Here is a 17421-nt window from a genome sequence, read left to right on the forward strand (position 1 = left end):
TACTGAAAAAAACGAAATACGAAAGGAGTTTTCCAATGAAACGCCTTTTCCTCTTCTTTTTTCTATTTATACTAGCTGGGTGCACAGATCAAGCACGTCCTTCACCCCATGCGAATCCTGATCTCGCAGAAAAAGTTACGGTAAATCTCATCGCACCATGGTCCATTGATTTCGATGGAGAACATTTTTTCATCTCTGAGAAAGAAGGGTCAGTTGTTAAGGTATGGGGAAACGGTCAAACTTTACGCGAGGATGTCTTTCTTTCGGAGTCCTTAGCAAATGTAGCTGAATCTGGTCTGCTTGGTTTCGTGTTGAAAAAGGATTTTCTGAAATCGCATGAAGCATATGCCTACTACACATATGATTTAGAAGGTACTCCTGTAAATCGAATCGTAACATTACACTACGACGGAACTTCGTGGCATGAAAAAGACATACTCTTGGACGGAATCGTATCAGGTCCAGTCCATCATGGCGGGCGTCTTGCACTCTCTCCGAATGGTGTTTTATATGCAACAATTGGCGATGGGGCAAATCCTGATTCAGCACAAGACACTGATTTATTCAACGGGAAAATAATCCGGTTAACTGATGGCAACACATTTGAATTGGTGAGCATCGGACATCGAAATTCACAAGGGCTTGCGTGGGATGAAAGCGGAGTATTATATGCATCAGAACACGGTCAATCTGCAAATGATGAAATTAATAAAATTGAAGCCGGGAACAATTATGGATGGCCAATCATCGAGGGAACGGAATTAGCAGAAGGCATGGAAAAACCACTTCTCACCTCTGGTACTGGAGAAACATGGGCGCCATCAGGCATTACTTTTCACAAGGGATTGTTGTACGTTGCTGCACTCCGCGGTGAGGCGATTCTTGTCATTGACCCATTGGCTGGCAAACTCCTTGAGAAAATAGAAGGCTATGGCCGCATCCGTGACGTGTTTTCGGATGGCGAGTCATTATTTTTCATAACAAATAATACCGATGGTAGAGGGAACCCTGCCGAAGATGATGATGTGCTATATCGCTTGAAATAGGTGTTAGAAAAACCGACCAAAAGTGCCAGCGCCTGGTCAGAGGCGCTGGAGTCTAGAAGTGAAATAGCTTCTTTTGGAGGTTATCCACAGGACGAGATTTTATAGTTTCCTATGAAATGAAAAAAGGCTCCCCGACACAGGCAGCCTCATTCTATTTACTTCATAATCGCTTTCACCAATGCCTTACATCTTTCAAATCGCTCTTCATAATCCCCACTTACAATGACATATTCAACGCCAGCTTCATCAAACATTTTCTTTAACTTACGGTTATTTTCTTCTCGAATGGACTGATCTCCGTGAACACGTATACCATCGTTCACCCACGCCACATCGGGCTCCAAATAAATATGTAAATCATACTCTTGTAACTTTGCCACTTCAGTTAGGATATCTAGCCTTTTCCCGACATATAACTCCGAATAATACTGGGTAACAATCGCTTCAGTGTCGATAAAAAGCACTTTATTTGCCGTCCTTGTTTGCATACGTTCATGATATTTATGCTCAAACGCAATTTCATGGTAATCACTTTCTAGCGTAATCGACATAGAATCTTTGAATTTGTCATAATATGTACGACCGTATTCCTCAACATATGACGTATTATACACGCGTGCTAGATTTCGAACGAGCGTTGACTTCCCACTACTCTCCGTCCCAATGACAGCAACCTTTTTCACAAAATAGGGACGGACTTCTTGGGGAATCATATGCCAATGAACGTAAGGCCCTTCATCCCTAATCTTTGTTGCCGAAATGTCAAATAGCTCACGATCATTATCAAGCACGATATGTTCAGCGTCTGGATATAACTCATTAAAGTATTCATTATAACTACTCTCAGAACTGAAGACCGTATCGATTGTTTTCCCTATACACGCTTTAATCGCTTTCGCGCCTGCCGTCCAGTCTTCAAATTTCCCTGTTTGCTTTTCTTCAACACTATGTACAAATACATGATCCAAATCAGCCGTAATTTCGCTCCACCAACGAAGTCGTTGAACCGCTGAAATTGGTTTCATTCCTGTCCCTTCGAAGACTTCTTTCTCATATTCTTCATCATATGAAACAACGACATGTAATTCGTCGACGATTGTTGAAGCCATCACCATCGCATTCACATGCCCTAAATGTACCGGTAAAAATTTTCCACCGTACATCCCAATTCTACGTTTCGCTGTCATCTTTCCTGCCCCCCAGAATACTTTCATATGAGTCCAATACTACAAGGTCTTGCACTAATAAGAAAAGCGCAAGCCCCTTGGTAGCCCCGACACTTGCTGGCCTAGTTCGTGTGGGACCAGGGGCTATGCGTTCGAGTCTAGACACTGCTCCAGATGAAAAACTTATAGTTTTGTATCTTTAAAGAAAACCAACTAGAGATAGGCGGTATCTGAACAACTTCCGGTTCATTGTTCTTCCCATTCTCTTAAACGTTTTTTCACTTCAGCTTCCAGATCTTCAAGCTTCATTAAATGATTTTCCTGGTCAGGCTGCATTTGAAACCAGTTCACTTCCTCGTCTTTATAATGTCCTTGGTATTCTTTTCCGTCTAACGTCAACTCGAAATGTAACGTTTCGTATTGTGTATCTTCAAATATTTCTTTCCGCACATTAAAATTTTCGATCATAACATCGCCTCCATTTAGTTAATTCTTTTTACAGTTTGCCATTCCTATCATGCACATTTATCAGCGATTTCTTACTTGAATCATGAAATTCATTTCACATCGTAGCATTTGTCAGCTTTGCGATTGTCTTCGAAGATAACTTGACCCCTATCGAAACCTGTAGTCCGAAAATCGATAGCTAATAAAATGATACTTCTTACTAAACTTGCTATAACGTTTACTATATTCGTTGTCAGGTATATAGTTGTATAATTAACCAAATGGGGGTTTTATTATGAGCAACAGTTTTTCCGACAAATTCAAAGGCGCTGTAAACAAAGTAAAAGGCGAAGTGAAAGACAAATTCGATACGGCAATGGATAACGACAAGGTCGATAAGTTTAAAGGGCAAGCACAGGATAAATTTGGCGAAGTGAAAAACAAAATCGGTACCGCAATGGACAATGACAAGGTTGACAAATTTAAAGGGCAAGCGCAGGACAAATTTGGCGAAGTGAAAAACAAAATCGGTACCGCAATGGACAGCGATAAGGTCGACAAGTTTAAAGGGCAAGCACAAGATAAGTTCGGTGAACTGAAAGACAAGTTTACTAATAAAAAGTAACATTGGAAGATCCACACTAAAAGTACGTTATCTAACGCAAAAACTGATTCGTAAAAAGCAGTGCCTTTGTTCCCGTTACATGAAGTAAGGTACTTCTTTTTCGATCAATTTTTATCAGGTAAGAAAAGCCCTAGAGTCTAGACACTACTTCAATTGAAAAACGTATAATTTCTTATCTTTTCCCCAAAACCAGTAATCCTTCAGCCGTTAAAACCATAATAGGTAATCATGTGCACTGTCATTTCAGCGTACACGATTACCTTTTTATGTGTGCAAACCTTCAAAGCCACGTATCGGAATTCGATCTTCCTCTAATCGGATCTCGTCTAACGAAACTTCAATTATATATTCAAACTTCCCGTAAGCTTGCACGTCGACCTTCTCTTTGACAAAAGAATTATTTGTCACAAGCGCAACTTTACCAGTCTTTTCATTGTAACCTTCTAAAGAAAATCGATAGCCTGCGATCATTGCATACGGAACGATTTCATACGCATCCTCCAATTCCCTAATGGAAACTGGTTTAATGAAAACCTGTTTTTCCCCATTTTTCCTTACGAACCCATTCTCCATGTCTAAAGGATTTTCCGATTGTAAGTAGTATTGGCGTTGATAGGAAATTAGTTCAAACTCTTTGTTTCCCCATACAGCAAAACGTCCTTTTCTTATCACTTCATCTCCCCCACTAGTTATATTATATATCCATTATACATAATAGATTGAAAATTGTGTATACATTTTTCGTCATATTTCAACAAAAAAACCTGGTAGAATTACACATAAAAAAACTGGTTTTTCACTATATATGTTGAATTAAAGAATCCCATTGAATCTACTGTGGCGCTCAATAAGGAGAGAGTTTTAATTCACGGTGTGGATTGTAGAACGCTTGGCGCTTTGCGGTCGCGCCTGCGCTAGGGTGTTCATTATCGAGAGAAATGTGATTTTAAGATTTATATGCCGAGATTATACTGTGATTACTAGTTGATACTACTAATAGTCAAGAAAGACGCACTCTAGGTTGCAGATTCCATCACAGATAATGAAATGCGCTTTTTCAAATAAGACCATCCAGCGCAGGCGCGACTTCGTGGTAGCCGGAGCGATAAGACTAAGGAGGGATGCAGTTCAATCCCTCCCATGGGATCTTCTTTCTAGCTTATCGCGGGAGGCATCCACAAAGCGTCGAAGCGGTATTAGTGGGAATCCTAATTCATTCCAAGTACAACGGCTTTTTCAGTGGACTCCCAAAAGCCCTTGTAAAGCGCATACGCCGTATTCATTTGTTCAACATATATAGTTTTCCAGCGCACTGATTACTCCACTTTCATTCTAACGCTGTGAATTGGATTCGGAGTATCTATGAATGGCGCAATCCCTCCAACTTTTATCCCATCATAATAAACCCGTGATTACTGTTCTGAGAATGCCATACGAGTACAAGCAGCAGGAATCAGTTCTTCACCATTCAAAAATAACTTAAAATGAAAACATCAACAAAGAAACAACTGCCTATTACAGAAAACGCTATATCGAGCAAAGTAAATTCCCTCAATCCCTAAAAAAAGCAGTGTCCATTCACTTATTGTGAATGGGCACTGCTTTTTAATCTATTTTCATCAGATCCAGCGGTGTAATAATTCCAAGTAGTTTCTCTTCCGGTCTTCCACTTTCCGTAATGAGAAGTGCCTCAAGACGTTTTCCTTCAGCAACAGACTTTTTAAAATATTCCTCCGCTTCATAAACAGAAAGATCCATTCTTATAAATCGATACGTGTTTTTTTGTTTTTCATGGGAATAAATGTCGAGAAGCGTCGGCATTTCCCGGGAAATTATTTCATCTGTCATATTATCTGCAAGCCAATACGTAATGCCTGTCGCAGTAACAAGCCCAATGAATTTATTGCTCTGATAAATTGGTATCTGATTGAACTTTTTTTCCCGGATTAGTTTCAATCCGGAGGCAAGTGTATCAGTAGCTTGTAATATATGGACTTTTCGTAAAAACATATCACCGACTGTAACAGGTTTCGAAAGTTCTCGGTCAATGTATTCAATTAGTTCCACAATATCATCATGTGGTTCTGCAATTGCATATTGAATATCAGTCCGATTATGGACAATTGCATTGCGTAAATCACCACATTCCCGCAAATCCCGCTCAAATTTCCGAATAACCGCATTCAAATGCTTGGATTTATCAATCAATCGCTGGAAAGACATATAGCTGCTTAAGCCACTTATTTTTTCCAAAGATTTTTCAATACGGTTAAATGCGAATATGAAGCGATCTGAATTGCGTGTAGTCATCTAGAACCCCTCCCTTTCAGAATAATTCGTCTTTATACGAATTATACCACAAAGGGTTATTTACACTGTTGTTTTTGCCGCATTCCGTTTCGACATAAATACTCCGAATACGATTAAGATGACGATTAGTATCACTGTCAGACCCGAACTCATCCATAAATCCGACAGTTCAGAGTTCGAATCGAACCAATAGGATGCATACATCGACAATTTCCATGGTGATACTGTCCAATAGGTACCGATAAGCGAATCTATAATTTGGTAGACAAGTGTAATTAGAATCGCTAGGCCCGCCGCCCCACCTGTCGGAAGCCATGCGCTTAGCGCTAAAACAACAGTGACAACGAAGACGAGCCATAAACTATACGTCGCAACAAAAGCCAATATTGCCCCTGCATCTACATGGTTAAAAAGGATTTCAATATAATACCAGGCAGCCATAAAGCCGAGCCAGACGCTTCCAAGTACAATCCCATTAACGACCAGCCACTTACTTAAAAAGTAATTTCGAAATGACATTGGGCGAACATATAGTAATGTGGCCGTTCCATTTTTCCGCTCTCCTGAAATCGTCCCCATGAAAGCAAGAATTATAACGAGAATACCGATCATTTGATATTGCCCCAGCAATGACTGGAAGATATCCTCTCCTTTGAACTCTGGCCATAAGAATTCAGCTTCTTCTGGCATATTACCTACACTTCTCATAATTTCAGGCAAAAAATGATTCGTTACGGGCTCCAAAATACCGAATATAATAAAGACGAGAGGAATCCATAACATTTTGAAATTCCGTGTATGTTCACGCCATTCTTTCTGCAATAACACACTAAATCCATTCATTAGACCACCGCCACTTTCATGAAGATATCTTCAAGGCTCGCCGTCTGCAGTTCCACTTTTCTCACTAAGAACTTGCCTTCGGTTAACATGGATAGGACCGATGACATTTCAGCTTCTTCCAACCGAACGTCAATCGAAACAACCAACCCTTTTGATGTCACTTGCCATGCAGTTGCTTCCATAAAGCGCTGCAACTCTTGCATCCCTTCGAATTCAATGACGATTCGCGGTTCCGCATAGCGCGCACGTACTTCATCAAGTGAACCGTGTTCGACAAGTTTCCCATGCCGTAAGAACAGCAACTGGTCTGTCATTTCTTCAGCGTCATTTAAAATATGAGTTGAATATAAAATCGTCGTTTTTCTTTGCAAGTCTTTCAACAAATCCATCACTTGACGGCGCCCAACTGGATCAAGTGCAGATACCGGCTCATCGAGTAAAAGTAGTTTTGGTTTATGGACAATTGCCTGCGCAAGCCCCAGACGCTGTTTCATTCCTCCGGAAAAAGTGCCCGTCTTTTTGTTCATCGCTTCGCCTAGGCCTACAAATTCCAAGGTCTTTTTCGCTTCTATTCTTGCTTGTTTTGTTTCCACCCCACTTAGTCGTGCAGCCATTTCAGTAAATTCAAGTGCAGATAGCCAAGGAAAGAACTTTGGATATTGTGGAAGAAATCCGATAATCGAACGGATATCCTGCTTTGCAGCACCCTGGAACTGTATTGATCCGCTTGTTGGCGAGACTAACCCTGCAAGCATAGACAGTGTCGTAGTTTTTCCAGCTCCATTTGGCCCTATCAAAGCCGTTGCTGTATGTTCTTCAAGTTCGAACGAGACAGCATCCACTACATGATTATTGATATATTTCTTCGTCAAATTATCCACTTGAAGTAAATTTGTCATACTTGCCGCCTCCCAAAGATAAAGTACAGTATTGATCCAATCAAATTGCCAAGAACAATGATGAAAATCCACATGATAAATGGACCGTTCGTCCGTCTATGGCGAATAACATCAACGAGTGCAACAATCATCAAAATGAATTGAAGTACAATCAATGGCATAAGAAGATTCCAAGGAATACTCGCGAGCTCAGACATAAACTTCACACCCTTTCTAACTATTAATGGTAAATTCAGTATACCACGACTGTTATACGTTGTATATAACAGAAATACCGAAATAGTTATGATGCTAAAGAAGCTTATCAGTGCCACTCGAAACAACTCACTTGACGGTATATAAAAAAACTACCCAGTCACTAGGTAGTTTTCAATCAAATCTTGATTTAATTTAATCTTCTTTCCACTCTTTAATACGTTTTTTCACTTCAACTTCCAAATCTTCAAGCTTCATCTCATGATTTTCTTGATCAGGCTGCATTTGAAACCAGCTCACTTCATTCTCTTTATAATGACCTTGATATTCCTTACTGTCCAACGTCAATTCGAAGTGTAATGTTTCATTTGGCGTATCTTCAAATATTTCTTTCCTCACATTAAATTTACCAATCATCTCTTCATCTCCTCCATTTCGCTCATGTAGAACTTCTTCCTCCCCGCCCTAAGCGCTTTCAGGCTTATATTCCCTCAAAGAAAAGGGGGGATTTCATGCCACTGTATTTGTAGATGTTGATTGTTTTGCTACAGCTTTTCTGTTTGCTGGAGATAAAACACGTTCCAGCCATCCCATAAAGAGGTCCGCGATGACCGCCATTAATGCGGTTGGAATTGCTCCGGCCAAAATAATGGATGCTCCATCTGTCACATTCGTCCCTCGAATAATAATGGAGCCGAGTCCTCCACCACCGATAAAAGCTCCAATTGTTGCCACACCAATTGCAATAACAAGAGCGGTCCGCAAACCTGCCATGATAACTGATAACGATAGCGGAAGTTCTACCATGAATAGCATCTGCGTCCGTGTCATCCCCATTGCACGACCAGCTTCTAAAATAGGTTTTTCTACACTTTTTATACCTGTATACGTATTTTTTATAATAGGCAGCAAAGAGTACAAAAATAAACTCATAACAACTGTGTTCGGTCCAAGACCCATCGCAAGCATTAGAACAGCAAGCATTGCAAGGGCTGGAATAGTTTGAATAATATTCGTTACCGATAACACCCATCCACTCAATTTACCGTATCGGGCAATAAGAATACCCACTGGAATACCAACAAGCGCCGCGAACAGGACTCCGTATGCAGACATAAGGAAATGCCTGACAAACTGATCCCACACATACGTGCCATTCACTGTGTAGTATGACCAAAGTTCTTGTAACGTTTCCATTCATTCACCCCCGTAATTCAGTTGAAGTAATTGTTTTCTTCCAAAAATTCTTGCGCCACGATTGCAGGTTCTTTTTTATTAACATCCGCCTCGTAATTTAAACGTGTCATTGTTTCTCCGTCTATTTTACCTGCAAGTTTCTTCAGGATTATATCAATTTCTGGGTGCTGTTCGATTACATCTTTTCGCGTCACAGGTGAACATTCATAAGGCGGAAAAAACTTCTTGTCGTCTTCAAGCGTCTTCAAATTAAATGCTTTCAAACGTCCGTCAGTACTATAGGCCAAAACGACATCCATCTTACCACTATTCACCGCTTGGTAGACGAGCCCCAGAGACATGGGCAATGCTTCTCCGAATGTAAATCCATATGTATCAACGAATCCTTCATAGCCATCTCCTGCCCTGTTCAACCATGAGTTGTCTACACCCAGCGTTAAATCATCAGCTATCTTTTCTATATCCGAGACAGTTTCAAGTCCTTCTTTTTCAGCAAGGTCGGCTGTTACTGTGAGCGCATACGTATTTTGGAACCCGTATGAATCGTACCAAACCTGGTCAAATCGTTTATCAAACTCTTCCTGGACCAGCGTCATTGCCTCTTCTGGATCTGCTAGGGGCTCTACTTCTAAAATACTCGACATATCAGTACCCGTGTAGCGTGCAGCTGTAATATCTACTTGCCCGCTCGTCAACGCCTGGTGCTGGATGATTGAAGTTCCTAAATTTTCCACCATTTCAACATTCAAATCTGTTTCTTTTTCAATCATAAGTCGAATCATATGACCCAGTGTCGATGTTTCCGTACTTGTAAGTGTTGCAATTCGAATTGTGTCATTACCTCCTCCGAGGCCTGGAAGTGAACAACCCCCAATCAGCAGGCTGGTGGCCAATAATGGAAGTACTATTCTTTTCATACTTTTTCTGAACACTCTTTTTCCCTCCTTAAGAAACCACTTTTCTGCTTTCTTTAAGTCCTTTTGGCGTAGCGAAGGATTCAAAACGACCGAGCAGGAAATCGACTAGTAGCGCAAGCAACGTAACTGGTATCGCCCCACCAATAATCAAGTCTGTCCTAAATAGATTCAGACCATCAAAGATAAAGTCCCCAAGCCCACCTCCACCAATGAATGATGCAAGTGTTGCCCATCCAATAAGGTAGACTGCAGACAGCCTTACACCAGCCATAATAACAGGAATTGCCAGAGGAAGTTCAACGTTCATCGTACGTTCAAACGCCGTCATTCCCATTCCCCTACCTGCCTCCACGAGATCCTGATTGACCTCTTTCACACCGATAAACGTATTTCTAAGGATTGGCAACATCGAATAAAGGAATAAAGCAACAATTGCGGGTGTTTTCCCGATTCCCAGAAGTGGTATGAAGAACGCAAGAATCGCAAGACTAGGGAATGTCTGGATAACTCCAACTACTCCCAATACAAAACCAGCAATCTTCGGCACTTTTGTAAGCATTATTCCAATTGGTACTGCAACAAGGATTCCAAGAAAAAGTGCAATAAATGATATATACAGATGTTCCCAAGTCTTCGTTGCCAACTGGCTTCCATACTCAGAGAAAAAATCAATAAATCCGTTCATTCAAAAACCTCCTTTACACCTGACCAAGTGTCTGCTCTTCGCTTTCTCCCCAAATGGAATCATAGACGATATCCACAAGGTTCGTTCTTGTAATCAAGCCGACCAAACGCCGATCTTCATCGACAACAGCTACGTATTTTAATCCACGTATAAGAATATTTCGCGTTGCTTCACGAAGAAGCGTATCTTCCTGAACGACGGTCAATTCCGTAGACATGACTTCCTTGACCTGCGTTTCCATATTGCGGCCCCTGTCTATCATCTCGACATTGAGCAGACCTTTCAGTACATTGTTTTCATCAACGACAAGTAGCGAATCCACACGGCGCTCACGCATAAGCTGAACTGCTTGAGACAGTGTCCCTTCCGTTTTGAAGGAGACGGGGTTCGGGTTCATAATTTGTCCCACCGTCTGTATACGTTGTTGAGCTTGCAAAAGACGGTCTTTACCGATGAAATCCTCTACGAATTCATTGGCCGGATCTCTTAAAATTTCGTCTGGAGTTCCCATTTGAACAATTTTTCCGTCTTTCATAATTACAATGCGATCTGCGAGCTTAATTGCTTCATCCATATCGTGCGTGACAAAAATAATTGTTTTACCAAGTGTCCTTTGAAGATGTTTGAATTCCGCCTGTAACGAATCGCGGGTAATCGGATCTAGCGCACCAAAAGGCTCGTCCATAAGGATAAGGGGAGGATCAGCAGCTAATGCACGAAGTACACCGATACGCTGTTGCTGACCTCCACTTAGTTCATGGGGGTAGCGATCAAGGAATTCTTTAGGCATATTGACAAGTTCGATTAACTCATCAGCCTTATTGTTTCGCTCATCAACCGACTTCTTCATAAGCCGCGGGACAAGTGCAATATTTTCTCGAATGGTCATGTGGGGGAAGAGACCAATTTGTTGAATGACATAGCCAATTGAACGTCGCAATTGCACGATGTTCTTTTCCATAATATTTTCTCCATTGATCAATATTTTACCCTCTGTGGGTTTAACTAATCGATTGATCATCTTCATAGTTGTCGTCTTTCCACAACCACTCGGACCGATAAAGACGATAAATTCACCTGCATTGATATGTAAATCTAAGTTATCTACAGCTTTTTTACCTCCAGCATAAATCTTTGACACATTTTTAAATTCAAGCACACATTTCGCCCCCTATGATTAAACTGTTCAACCATCTTTATACTTTTTCTGAGCAGATACCTATTTCTATTGGCTACCCTTTTTCATCACTTTTCAAACATGATTATGACGGTTTGTTAATATCTCTCAATTATCACCGATATAACATTTAAAGAGGAGGTTGTGCCATGCTTGGAATATGGCAGGCGACAGGAATGAATGTCATCCGCAATATGACTATGCAAAACAATCAAGTAATGCGGTCGATGGAGCGATTGTCTTCAGGTATGCGCATAAACAGAGCTGCAGATGATCCAGCAGGCCTTGCAATTTCAGAGAAAATGCGTGCGCAAATCCGAGGTCTATCGATGGCGGGACGCAACATACAAGACGGTATTTCCCTATTCCAAACAGCTGAAGGTGCTTTAAATGAAACACACGCTATACTGCAACGGATGCGTGAACTAAGCGTACAGGCTGCCAATGGAACAGTGACAGATTCCGATCGTGAAGCCCTCTCTCTAGAATTTGTAGAACTAAAAAAGGAAATCACTCGTATTTCAAAAGATACAGAGTTCAATACATTGCCACTGTTAGACGGTTCACGCTCTTCCTTGAAGATTCAAGCTGGGGCGAATGCCGGCCAATCAATTGAATTTTTCATTGGTGATATGAGTGCAGAGACAATCGGTTTGTCTGACGCATCGATTTCAACCCAATCCAAGGCCAATGATGCAATTGGATTACTCGACAATGCAATTAAAAACGTATCCTCAGAACGCTCTAGAATAGGTGCCTATACAAACCGGCTTGAACATGCTTACAACAATACACTCGTCATGGAAGAAAACTTAATCGCAGCCGAATCCCGCATAAGAGATGTCGACATCGCAAAGGAAATGATGGCACTCACGAAAGCAAACATTCTACTTCAGGCCGGTCAATACGTACTCGCTATGCACATGCAACAAGCCCAGTCCGTACTACAGCTATTAAAACAATAAAAAGGCAATCGTGTTGTCTTATCGACATGCACAATTGCCTTTTTATGTGTATAAACCATCAAATCCAAGTATAGGAACCCGATCTTCCTCAATTACAATATCTTCAAGAAGTATTTCTATTATGTATTGAAATTCCCCATAAGGACGCACTTCGATCCGTTCTTTGACAAATGGATTGTTTGTTACCAATGCAACTTTCCCAGTCTTTTCATCATATCCTTCTACTGCAAAACGGTAGCCTTCAATCATCCCATATGGAATGACTTCATACGCATCCTCTAATTCCTCGACGGAAATAGTCTTAATATAAACATGGTTAGATCCATTCTTCACGAACCCGTTTTTCAAGTCTAAAGGATCCGCCGATTGCAAATAGTATTGTCGTTGATAAGAAGCCAGTTCAAATTCCCTTTTATCCCATAAAGCAAATCGACCTTTTCTAATCATCCCATCTCCTCCCACTATTTTGTATCTACCTATATTATATGTAATATATCGAAGGTTGGGTACATAAGTTTAGTCACCTTTTTATACAATAAATTAGACCTTTTGAACCTATTCTGAACAAATACCATTGAGTATTATTTTTTTCTCCCATGTTTAATGTTTTTTCATGCAGGGTATCTATTACCTAACAAGAATAAAAAGGAGGCTTTACAATGACAAACGGTAGTTTCTCAGACAAAGTCAAAGGGACAGTAAACAAAGTGAAAGGTGAAACAAAGGATCAGATAGGCAATGCCACAAATGATCCTTCACTACAAGCTGAAGGTAAGTTTGATAAGTTAAAAGGCGAAGCGCAAAAGAAAATCGGAGAACTAAAAGATAAAGTTTCCGATAATAACAATCGATAATCTTTAAAAAGTAAGTCATCTATCAAACAGTGATAGCTATAAGTCCATACCTGTTAAGAAATTGGAATAAGTGTATCAATATGCATCATTCTTTTGATTATATGACTGTATGTCCCCCTTTTTTAGACGGAGGGGGCTTTTTAATTTGTTGAGGTAGTGTGAAATTATTAAGGCGTGAATGTAAATTTTGCGAAACTAATAGGGTAACCGTAATAACAACTATTTAAGTTGAAATAAAGATCCCCTTGTAAGGCGCCTCCGCTTAGTTTATTTAGGTATTCATTTGTTCAACATATATATAAATAGTACGGCTGTTTGCAATGGGTAAACAGCCGTCTTCTGCCACTCATAAGTTTCTTGTATTGAGGCGTGGGACCGTACCGTCATTATCGATCATTTGTTGGTTTCCACCCTGACCATCCAATGGTTCTCCGCTCAGGCCACGTTCTGTACTACTATCCATCTCATCCAGTGCCTTACTTTTAACGAATAGAGCAACGCCACCATTTTTAACTTCATTGTAATAGCCCCTTGATTGCTGTTCTGAAAACCCCATGCGTGAAAAAGCATTCAGAATGGGTTCTTCACCGCCCAAAAACAGTTTAAAACGATCTAACCAATTATCATCTGCTGTACCGAGGAGTTCGGCATCGGTCTGTCCCCGAAGCATTGAAATATTATCTTCTTCATTGGTAACAACATACATATCACTTTCATCATAGCCTTGCACTTTCAATTCTGTAATTTTATATAAAACTGTATCAATGGAATGAAATGTACCGATATACTTCTTGTTTTCCATTTTACAAAATTCCTCCTTTTCGATGATATTGCCTTTGTTTCTTATTGTACCCGTCCAAACCATTAAGAAACGCACTGCTCCATCAAATCGGATGTTTAGTTTCTGTAAAAGAGTGAATAACATAAGGACAAGAGAATATTCCACGGCAAACTCGAAGATGAAAGGAGTCTGTTTTTGATGACTAACAAAAAAGTATTTACTGAACGTGACCGAAAGGATGCTGAAGGACCATACATGGATAATCCCGAAAACCTCCGAACTGATAAGGAAAGCATTTACGATATGCATGAAGATATGAAGACTGTCGACTCTATTCCTCTGGAAGATTTAAAATTGGAAGAACGGGAAGAGAAACATCATCACGATTCCAAAAGTAATTCATCCAGCGAAGAGAAATTCCGCGGCTCTGGACTTAAAAAACAGTAAAAAACTGTACCCCATTCATATAATGTGATTGGGGTACAGTTTTGGTTTATGGACAATCGCCTACGTAATAATAGCTGTTTCATTCCCCCGGAAAAAGTATCCGTCTTTTCGTTCATCGCTTCTCCTAGACCGACAAATTCCTATGTATTTTTTGCTTGCCTTATGACACCTGCTTAGCCACGCAACCATTTCTGTAAATTCAAATGCAGATAGCCGAGGAATACTTGAGAGTTCAACCGTTAATTTCACAATTTTTCTATTTGTTAATGGTAAATATAGTATAGCAATTTCACACGTGTGTTGATTAACCAGTAAAGTACTGCTTATTTTTGTGATGAAACACTAAGCACTCTATGTACAGGTGCTTTTGAATTACTTTGGATTGAAAGTTCAACGCAAAAAAACGGCAACAAAAATCGTTACCGTCAATGTACTTCAAAATTATTAATGTCCTAGATAAGCCTTTTTTATCGTATCATCTTGCAGCAGCTCTTTCGCGTTACCACTCGCGACCACTTTACCTGTCTCAAGCACATAGCCATAGTCCGCAACTTTTAAAGCCTGACGTGCATTTTGTTCAACCAGCAAAACAGTCGTTCCTGCTTCATTAATCTCTTTAATTATTTTAAAGATATCTGCAACGATTAATGGGGCCAGTCCCATCGATGGTTCATCAAGTAAAAGTAACTTGGGCTTAGACATAATTACTCGCGCAATCGCCAGCATTTGTTGTTGGCCGCCTGAAAGTGTACCTCCTAGCTGAGATTGTCTTTCCCTCAGTATTGGAAATCGATCCATCGCCTTTTCAAGATCAGCATTCACTTCAGCGTCATTTCGATGATACGCTCCCATTTCTAAGTTTTCTAAAACGGTCATGGAAGCTAAAATACCTCGTCCTTCTGGAACTAAAGCTAACCCTTTTCTTAAAAGCTGATCAGGTCGTTGTCCAGTTACATCCTTACCCAAATAATGAATACTACCTTCTTTCGGTTTCAATAAACCTGCAATCGTATTCATCATCGTTGTTTTCCCCGCACCGTTTGCACCGAGGATGGTTACTATCGTCCCCTCCTCAACCGTTACATCAACGCTTTTCAATGCCTGAATCTTATCGTAAAAAGTACTGACATTCTGTAGTTTAAGCAAGCTCATCTTCCTCCTCAACCCCGAGGTAGGCTTCAATTACTTCTTTATTGTTTTGAATACTGCTCGGTGTACCTTCCGCAATTTTCTTTCCAAAGTTCAATACCACAATACGGCTACAAATCCGCATAACAAGTGGCATATCATGTTCAATTAATAAAATAGTTATATTTAGCGCTTGAATTTTCTTGATCAAATCAAACAAATCATTTGTCTCTTTTTCATTCATTCCAGCAGCTGGCTCGTCAAGAAGCAATAATTTAGGTCGACTTGCCAAAGCTCTTGCAATTTCTAATCTACGTTGTTGACCGTAAGCAAGGTTTTTCGCAATCGTTTGACTGTATTCTGACAATCCAACAATTTCTAGAATCTCATCCGAGCTTTTCAGAACATTTTCCTCTTCTTGCTTTTGATATTTCGTCCGAAACACACTTTGCAAAACACCAGTAGTGAGACGACAGTGATTTCCTACCATTACATTTTCGCGAACAGTTAACTCTGAAAAGAGTCTGATGTTTTGGAATGTACGACAAATGCCCTGTTTCGTAATTTCATGCGGTTTCAAACCTGCAAGCGACTGTCCTGTAAATTCTATCTCACCAGAACTAGGAGGAAACATGGCGGTAATCATATTAAACATTGTTGTTTTCCCAGCACCATTTGGCCCTATCAAGCCAAGCACTTCTCCTTGTTCTATTGAAAAAGAAACATCTGTCAATGCTTGAATCCCACCAAAGTTTTTACTTATCTTTTTTATTTCCAGTACCATGTTTTCCCTCCTTCTTCTTTAATCTTGGACGTTTAATCCAATTGACGACATTCATATCAATGAGCCCCTGTGGCCGGAACGCCATCATCAATACAAGGAGTGCACCGTAAATCATGAAACGATACTCGCTGATAACACGCAAAAACTCCGGCATTGTTGAAAGGAAAATAGCACCGAATATCGGTCCCCAAATAACTTCACTTCCTCCAAATATAGCAAAGATCAGAATTTCAACAGCACGATGATAATCGAAATCTGATGGACTAATATAAGCAGTTAAATGTGCATATAATGCACCTGCAAATCCAGCAAGTAGCGCTCCTTGACCGAATGCTAGAATCTTATAGTATGTAATGTTAATACCCATTGCTTCCGATGCCTCTTCATCCATTTTAATAGAAGCAAATGCACGCCCAATTCTAGAATTGTTTTGTCTAATAAAGAACCAAATAACGCCAATGCTAATCATCAGTAATACAAGAAAAACTGCTAAACTTATAAATTGGTTATTTTTTAATCCAATCATTTCCGGACTAAAACCTAAACTGTTACTAAAACTCAAAATCTCTCGCCCAAGATGAGGGATACTACGAATCCCAATAGCACCGTTTGTTAAACCTTCCCAATTGATAAACAGTACTCGAATGACCTCCCCAAACCCAAGCGTCGCAATCGCAAGATATACGCCTTGTAACCTTAGGGCAGGAAAACCAATTAACACGCCGATAAAACCTGTAAACACAGCTGCAATAATAATACCGAGTATTAGAGGTACATTATAATTAAGCGTTAAAATAGCCGACGTGTATGCACCTATACTCATGAATCCTGCATGCCCCAGTGACAATTGTCCTGTTCCAAGTGTTATGTAAATACTAACACCAAGGATAATATTCAATAAAATAAAAGTTGCAACTTGCAAATAATATGGGTTTATTAATTCGCTTAACATATA

At 40.2% G+C, this 17421-nt stretch carries 22 protein-coding genes; 5 read left to right on the forward strand and 17 right to left on the reverse strand.

Features of this window, described 5'->3' with window-relative positions; translation table 11 throughout:
• The first annotated feature begins 35 nt into the window (after positions 1–35).
• Positions 36–1046, forward strand: coding sequence for a PQQ-dependent sugar dehydrogenase (locus tag ACP8HG_RS15715; protein WP_438297132.1), 1011 nt, complete (start codon positions 36–38; stop codon positions 1044–1046).
• Between the two features lie 155 nt (positions 1047–1201).
• Here ACP8HG_RS15715 and nadR read toward each other — a convergent pair whose 3' ends face one another.
• Together nadR and ACP8HG_RS15725 are read right to left on the reverse strand one after the other, a co-directional pair.
• Positions 1202–2233, reverse strand: coding sequence for a multifunctional transcriptional regulator/nicotinamide-nucleotide adenylyltransferase/ribosylnicotinamide kinase NadR (gene nadR, locus ACP8HG_RS15720; protein ID WP_438297133.1), 1032 nt, complete (start codon positions 2231–2233; stop codon positions 1202–1204).
• Between the two features lie 225 nt (positions 2234–2458).
• Positions 2459–2680: a hypothetical protein gene (locus ACP8HG_RS15725; protein ID WP_067213630.1), complete on the reverse strand. Its 222-nt coding sequence runs from the start codon at positions 2678–2680 to the stop codon at positions 2459–2461.
• Positions 2681–2954: 274 nt separating this feature from the next.
• On the opposite strand from ACP8HG_RS15725, the gene ACP8HG_RS15730 reads away from it, so the two are divergent.
• Positions 2955–3284 (forward strand): hypothetical protein, encoded by a 330-nt coding sequence (locus ACP8HG_RS15730; protein WP_067213631.1) that lies wholly within the window; start codon positions 2955–2957, stop codon positions 3282–3284.
• 264 nt (positions 3285–3548) lie between these two features.
• Here the strand turns inward: ACP8HG_RS15730 and ACP8HG_RS15735 are convergent, their stop codons facing one another.
• From ACP8HG_RS15735 to ACP8HG_RS15780, 10 genes are all read right to left on the reverse strand, one after another.
• A complete protein-coding gene (locus tag ACP8HG_RS15735; RefSeq protein WP_438297134.1) occupies positions 3549–3956 on the reverse strand; it encodes a hypothetical protein in 408 nt (135 codons plus the stop codon).
• Between the two features lie 933 nt (positions 3957–4889).
• Entirely contained in the window at positions 4890–5594 is a 705-nt protein-coding gene (locus ACP8HG_RS15740) for a CBS domain-containing protein (RefSeq protein WP_067213633.1), read from the reverse strand.
• Positions 5595–5654: 60 nt separating this feature from the next.
• Positions 5655–6437 (reverse strand): ABC transporter permease, encoded by a 783-nt coding sequence (locus ACP8HG_RS15745; protein ID WP_438297135.1) that lies wholly within the window; start codon positions 6435–6437, stop codon positions 5655–5657.
• On the reverse strand, positions 6437–7336 hold the full coding sequence (locus ACP8HG_RS15750) for an ABC transporter ATP-binding protein (protein ID WP_187046177.1): 900 nt from the start codon (positions 7334–7336) through the stop codon (positions 6437–6439). The genes ACP8HG_RS15745 and ACP8HG_RS15750 overlap by 1 nt, the downstream gene beginning before the upstream one ends.
• Positions 7333–7533, reverse strand: a complete 201-nt coding sequence (locus ACP8HG_RS15755) for a PLDc N-terminal domain-containing protein (RefSeq protein ID WP_067213636.1) — start codon at positions 7531–7533, stop codon at positions 7333–7335. The genes ACP8HG_RS15750 and ACP8HG_RS15755 overlap by 4 nt, the downstream gene beginning before the upstream one ends.
• Positions 7534–7726: 193 nt before the next feature.
• Positions 7727–7948, reverse strand: coding sequence for a hypothetical protein (locus tag ACP8HG_RS15760; protein ID WP_067213637.1), 222 nt, complete (start codon positions 7946–7948; stop codon positions 7727–7729).
• A gap of 93 nt (positions 7949–8041) precedes the next feature.
• Entirely contained in the window at positions 8042–8728 is a 687-nt protein-coding gene (locus tag ACP8HG_RS15765; protein WP_067213638.1) for an ABC transporter permease, read from the reverse strand.
• 17 nt (positions 8729–8745) lie between these two features.
• Positions 8746–9645: an osmoprotectant ABC transporter substrate-binding protein gene (locus ACP8HG_RS15770; protein WP_187048026.1), complete on the reverse strand. Its 900-nt coding sequence runs from the start codon at positions 9643–9645 to the stop codon at positions 8746–8748.
• A gap of 28 nt (positions 9646–9673) precedes the next feature.
• Entirely contained in the window at positions 9674–10330 is a 657-nt protein-coding gene (locus ACP8HG_RS15775; protein WP_067213639.1) for an ABC transporter permease, read from the reverse strand.
• Positions 10331–10343: 13 nt separating this feature from the next.
• Positions 10344–11489 (reverse strand): betaine/proline/choline family ABC transporter ATP-binding protein, encoded by a 1146-nt coding sequence (locus tag ACP8HG_RS15780; protein ID WP_067213640.1) that lies wholly within the window; start codon positions 11487–11489, stop codon positions 10344–10346.
• A 167-nt stretch (positions 11490–11656) separates the two neighbouring features.
• On the opposite strand from ACP8HG_RS15780, the gene ACP8HG_RS15785 reads away from it, so the two are divergent.
• The gene (locus tag ACP8HG_RS15785) at positions 11657–12472 is read left to right on the forward strand and encodes a flagellin (RefSeq protein ID WP_067213641.1); all 816 of its coding nucleotides are present in this window, start codon (positions 11657–11659) and stop codon (positions 12470–12472) included.
• A 42-nt stretch (positions 12473–12514) separates the two neighbouring features.
• Here ACP8HG_RS15785 and ACP8HG_RS15790 read toward each other — a convergent pair whose 3' ends face one another.
• A complete protein-coding gene (locus ACP8HG_RS15790) occupies positions 12515–12919 on the reverse strand; it encodes a hypothetical protein (RefSeq protein ID WP_067213642.1) in 405 nt (134 codons plus the stop codon).
• 212 nt (positions 12920–13131) lie between these two features.
• Here ACP8HG_RS15790 and ACP8HG_RS15795 point away from each other — a divergent pair, with 212 nt between their 5' ends.
• Positions 13132–13326 carry a CsbD family protein gene (locus ACP8HG_RS15795; protein ID WP_067213643.1) on the forward strand — a complete coding sequence of 65 codons (195 nt, stop codon included), beginning with the start codon at positions 13132–13134 and terminating at the stop codon, positions 13324–13326.
• A 346-nt stretch (positions 13327–13672) separates the two neighbouring features.
• On the opposite strand, the gene ACP8HG_RS15800 is transcribed toward ACP8HG_RS15795, so the two are convergent.
• Positions 13673–14128, reverse strand: a complete 456-nt coding sequence (locus ACP8HG_RS15800) for a general stress protein (protein ID WP_067213644.1) — start codon at positions 14126–14128, stop codon at positions 13673–13675.
• A gap of 177 nt (positions 14129–14305) precedes the next feature.
• Here ACP8HG_RS15800 and ACP8HG_RS15805 point away from each other — a divergent pair, with 177 nt between their 5' ends.
• Positions 14306–14554, forward strand: a complete 249-nt coding sequence (locus tag ACP8HG_RS15805) for a hypothetical protein (RefSeq protein WP_067213645.1) — start codon at positions 14306–14308, stop codon at positions 14552–14554.
• Between the two features lie 444 nt (positions 14555–14998).
• Here ACP8HG_RS15805 and ACP8HG_RS15810 read toward each other — a convergent pair whose 3' ends face one another.
• From ACP8HG_RS15810 to ACP8HG_RS15820, 3 genes are read right to left on the reverse strand one after another with little or no spacing between them, the layout of a single operon-like run.
• Entirely contained in the window at positions 14999–15700 is a 702-nt protein-coding gene (locus tag ACP8HG_RS15810) for an ABC transporter ATP-binding protein (protein WP_338654628.1), read from the reverse strand.
• On the reverse strand, positions 15693–16466 hold the full coding sequence (locus ACP8HG_RS15815; RefSeq protein ID WP_067213647.1) for an ABC transporter ATP-binding protein: 774 nt from the start codon (positions 16464–16466) through the stop codon (positions 15693–15695). Before ACP8HG_RS15815 ends, ACP8HG_RS15810 begins: the two co-directional genes overlap by 8 nt.
• Positions 16438–17418, reverse strand: coding sequence for a branched-chain amino acid ABC transporter permease (locus tag ACP8HG_RS15820; RefSeq protein WP_342539287.1), 981 nt, complete (start codon positions 17416–17418; stop codon positions 16438–16440). The genes ACP8HG_RS15815 and ACP8HG_RS15820 overlap by 29 nt, the downstream gene beginning before the upstream one ends.
• Positions 17419–17421: the final 3 nt, after the last annotated feature.

The organism is Sporosarcina sp. FA15 (assembly GCF_051550195.1).
GTDB classification, from domain to species: Bacteria; Bacillota; Bacilli; order Bacillales_A; family Planococcaceae; genus Sporosarcina; species Sporosarcina psychrophila.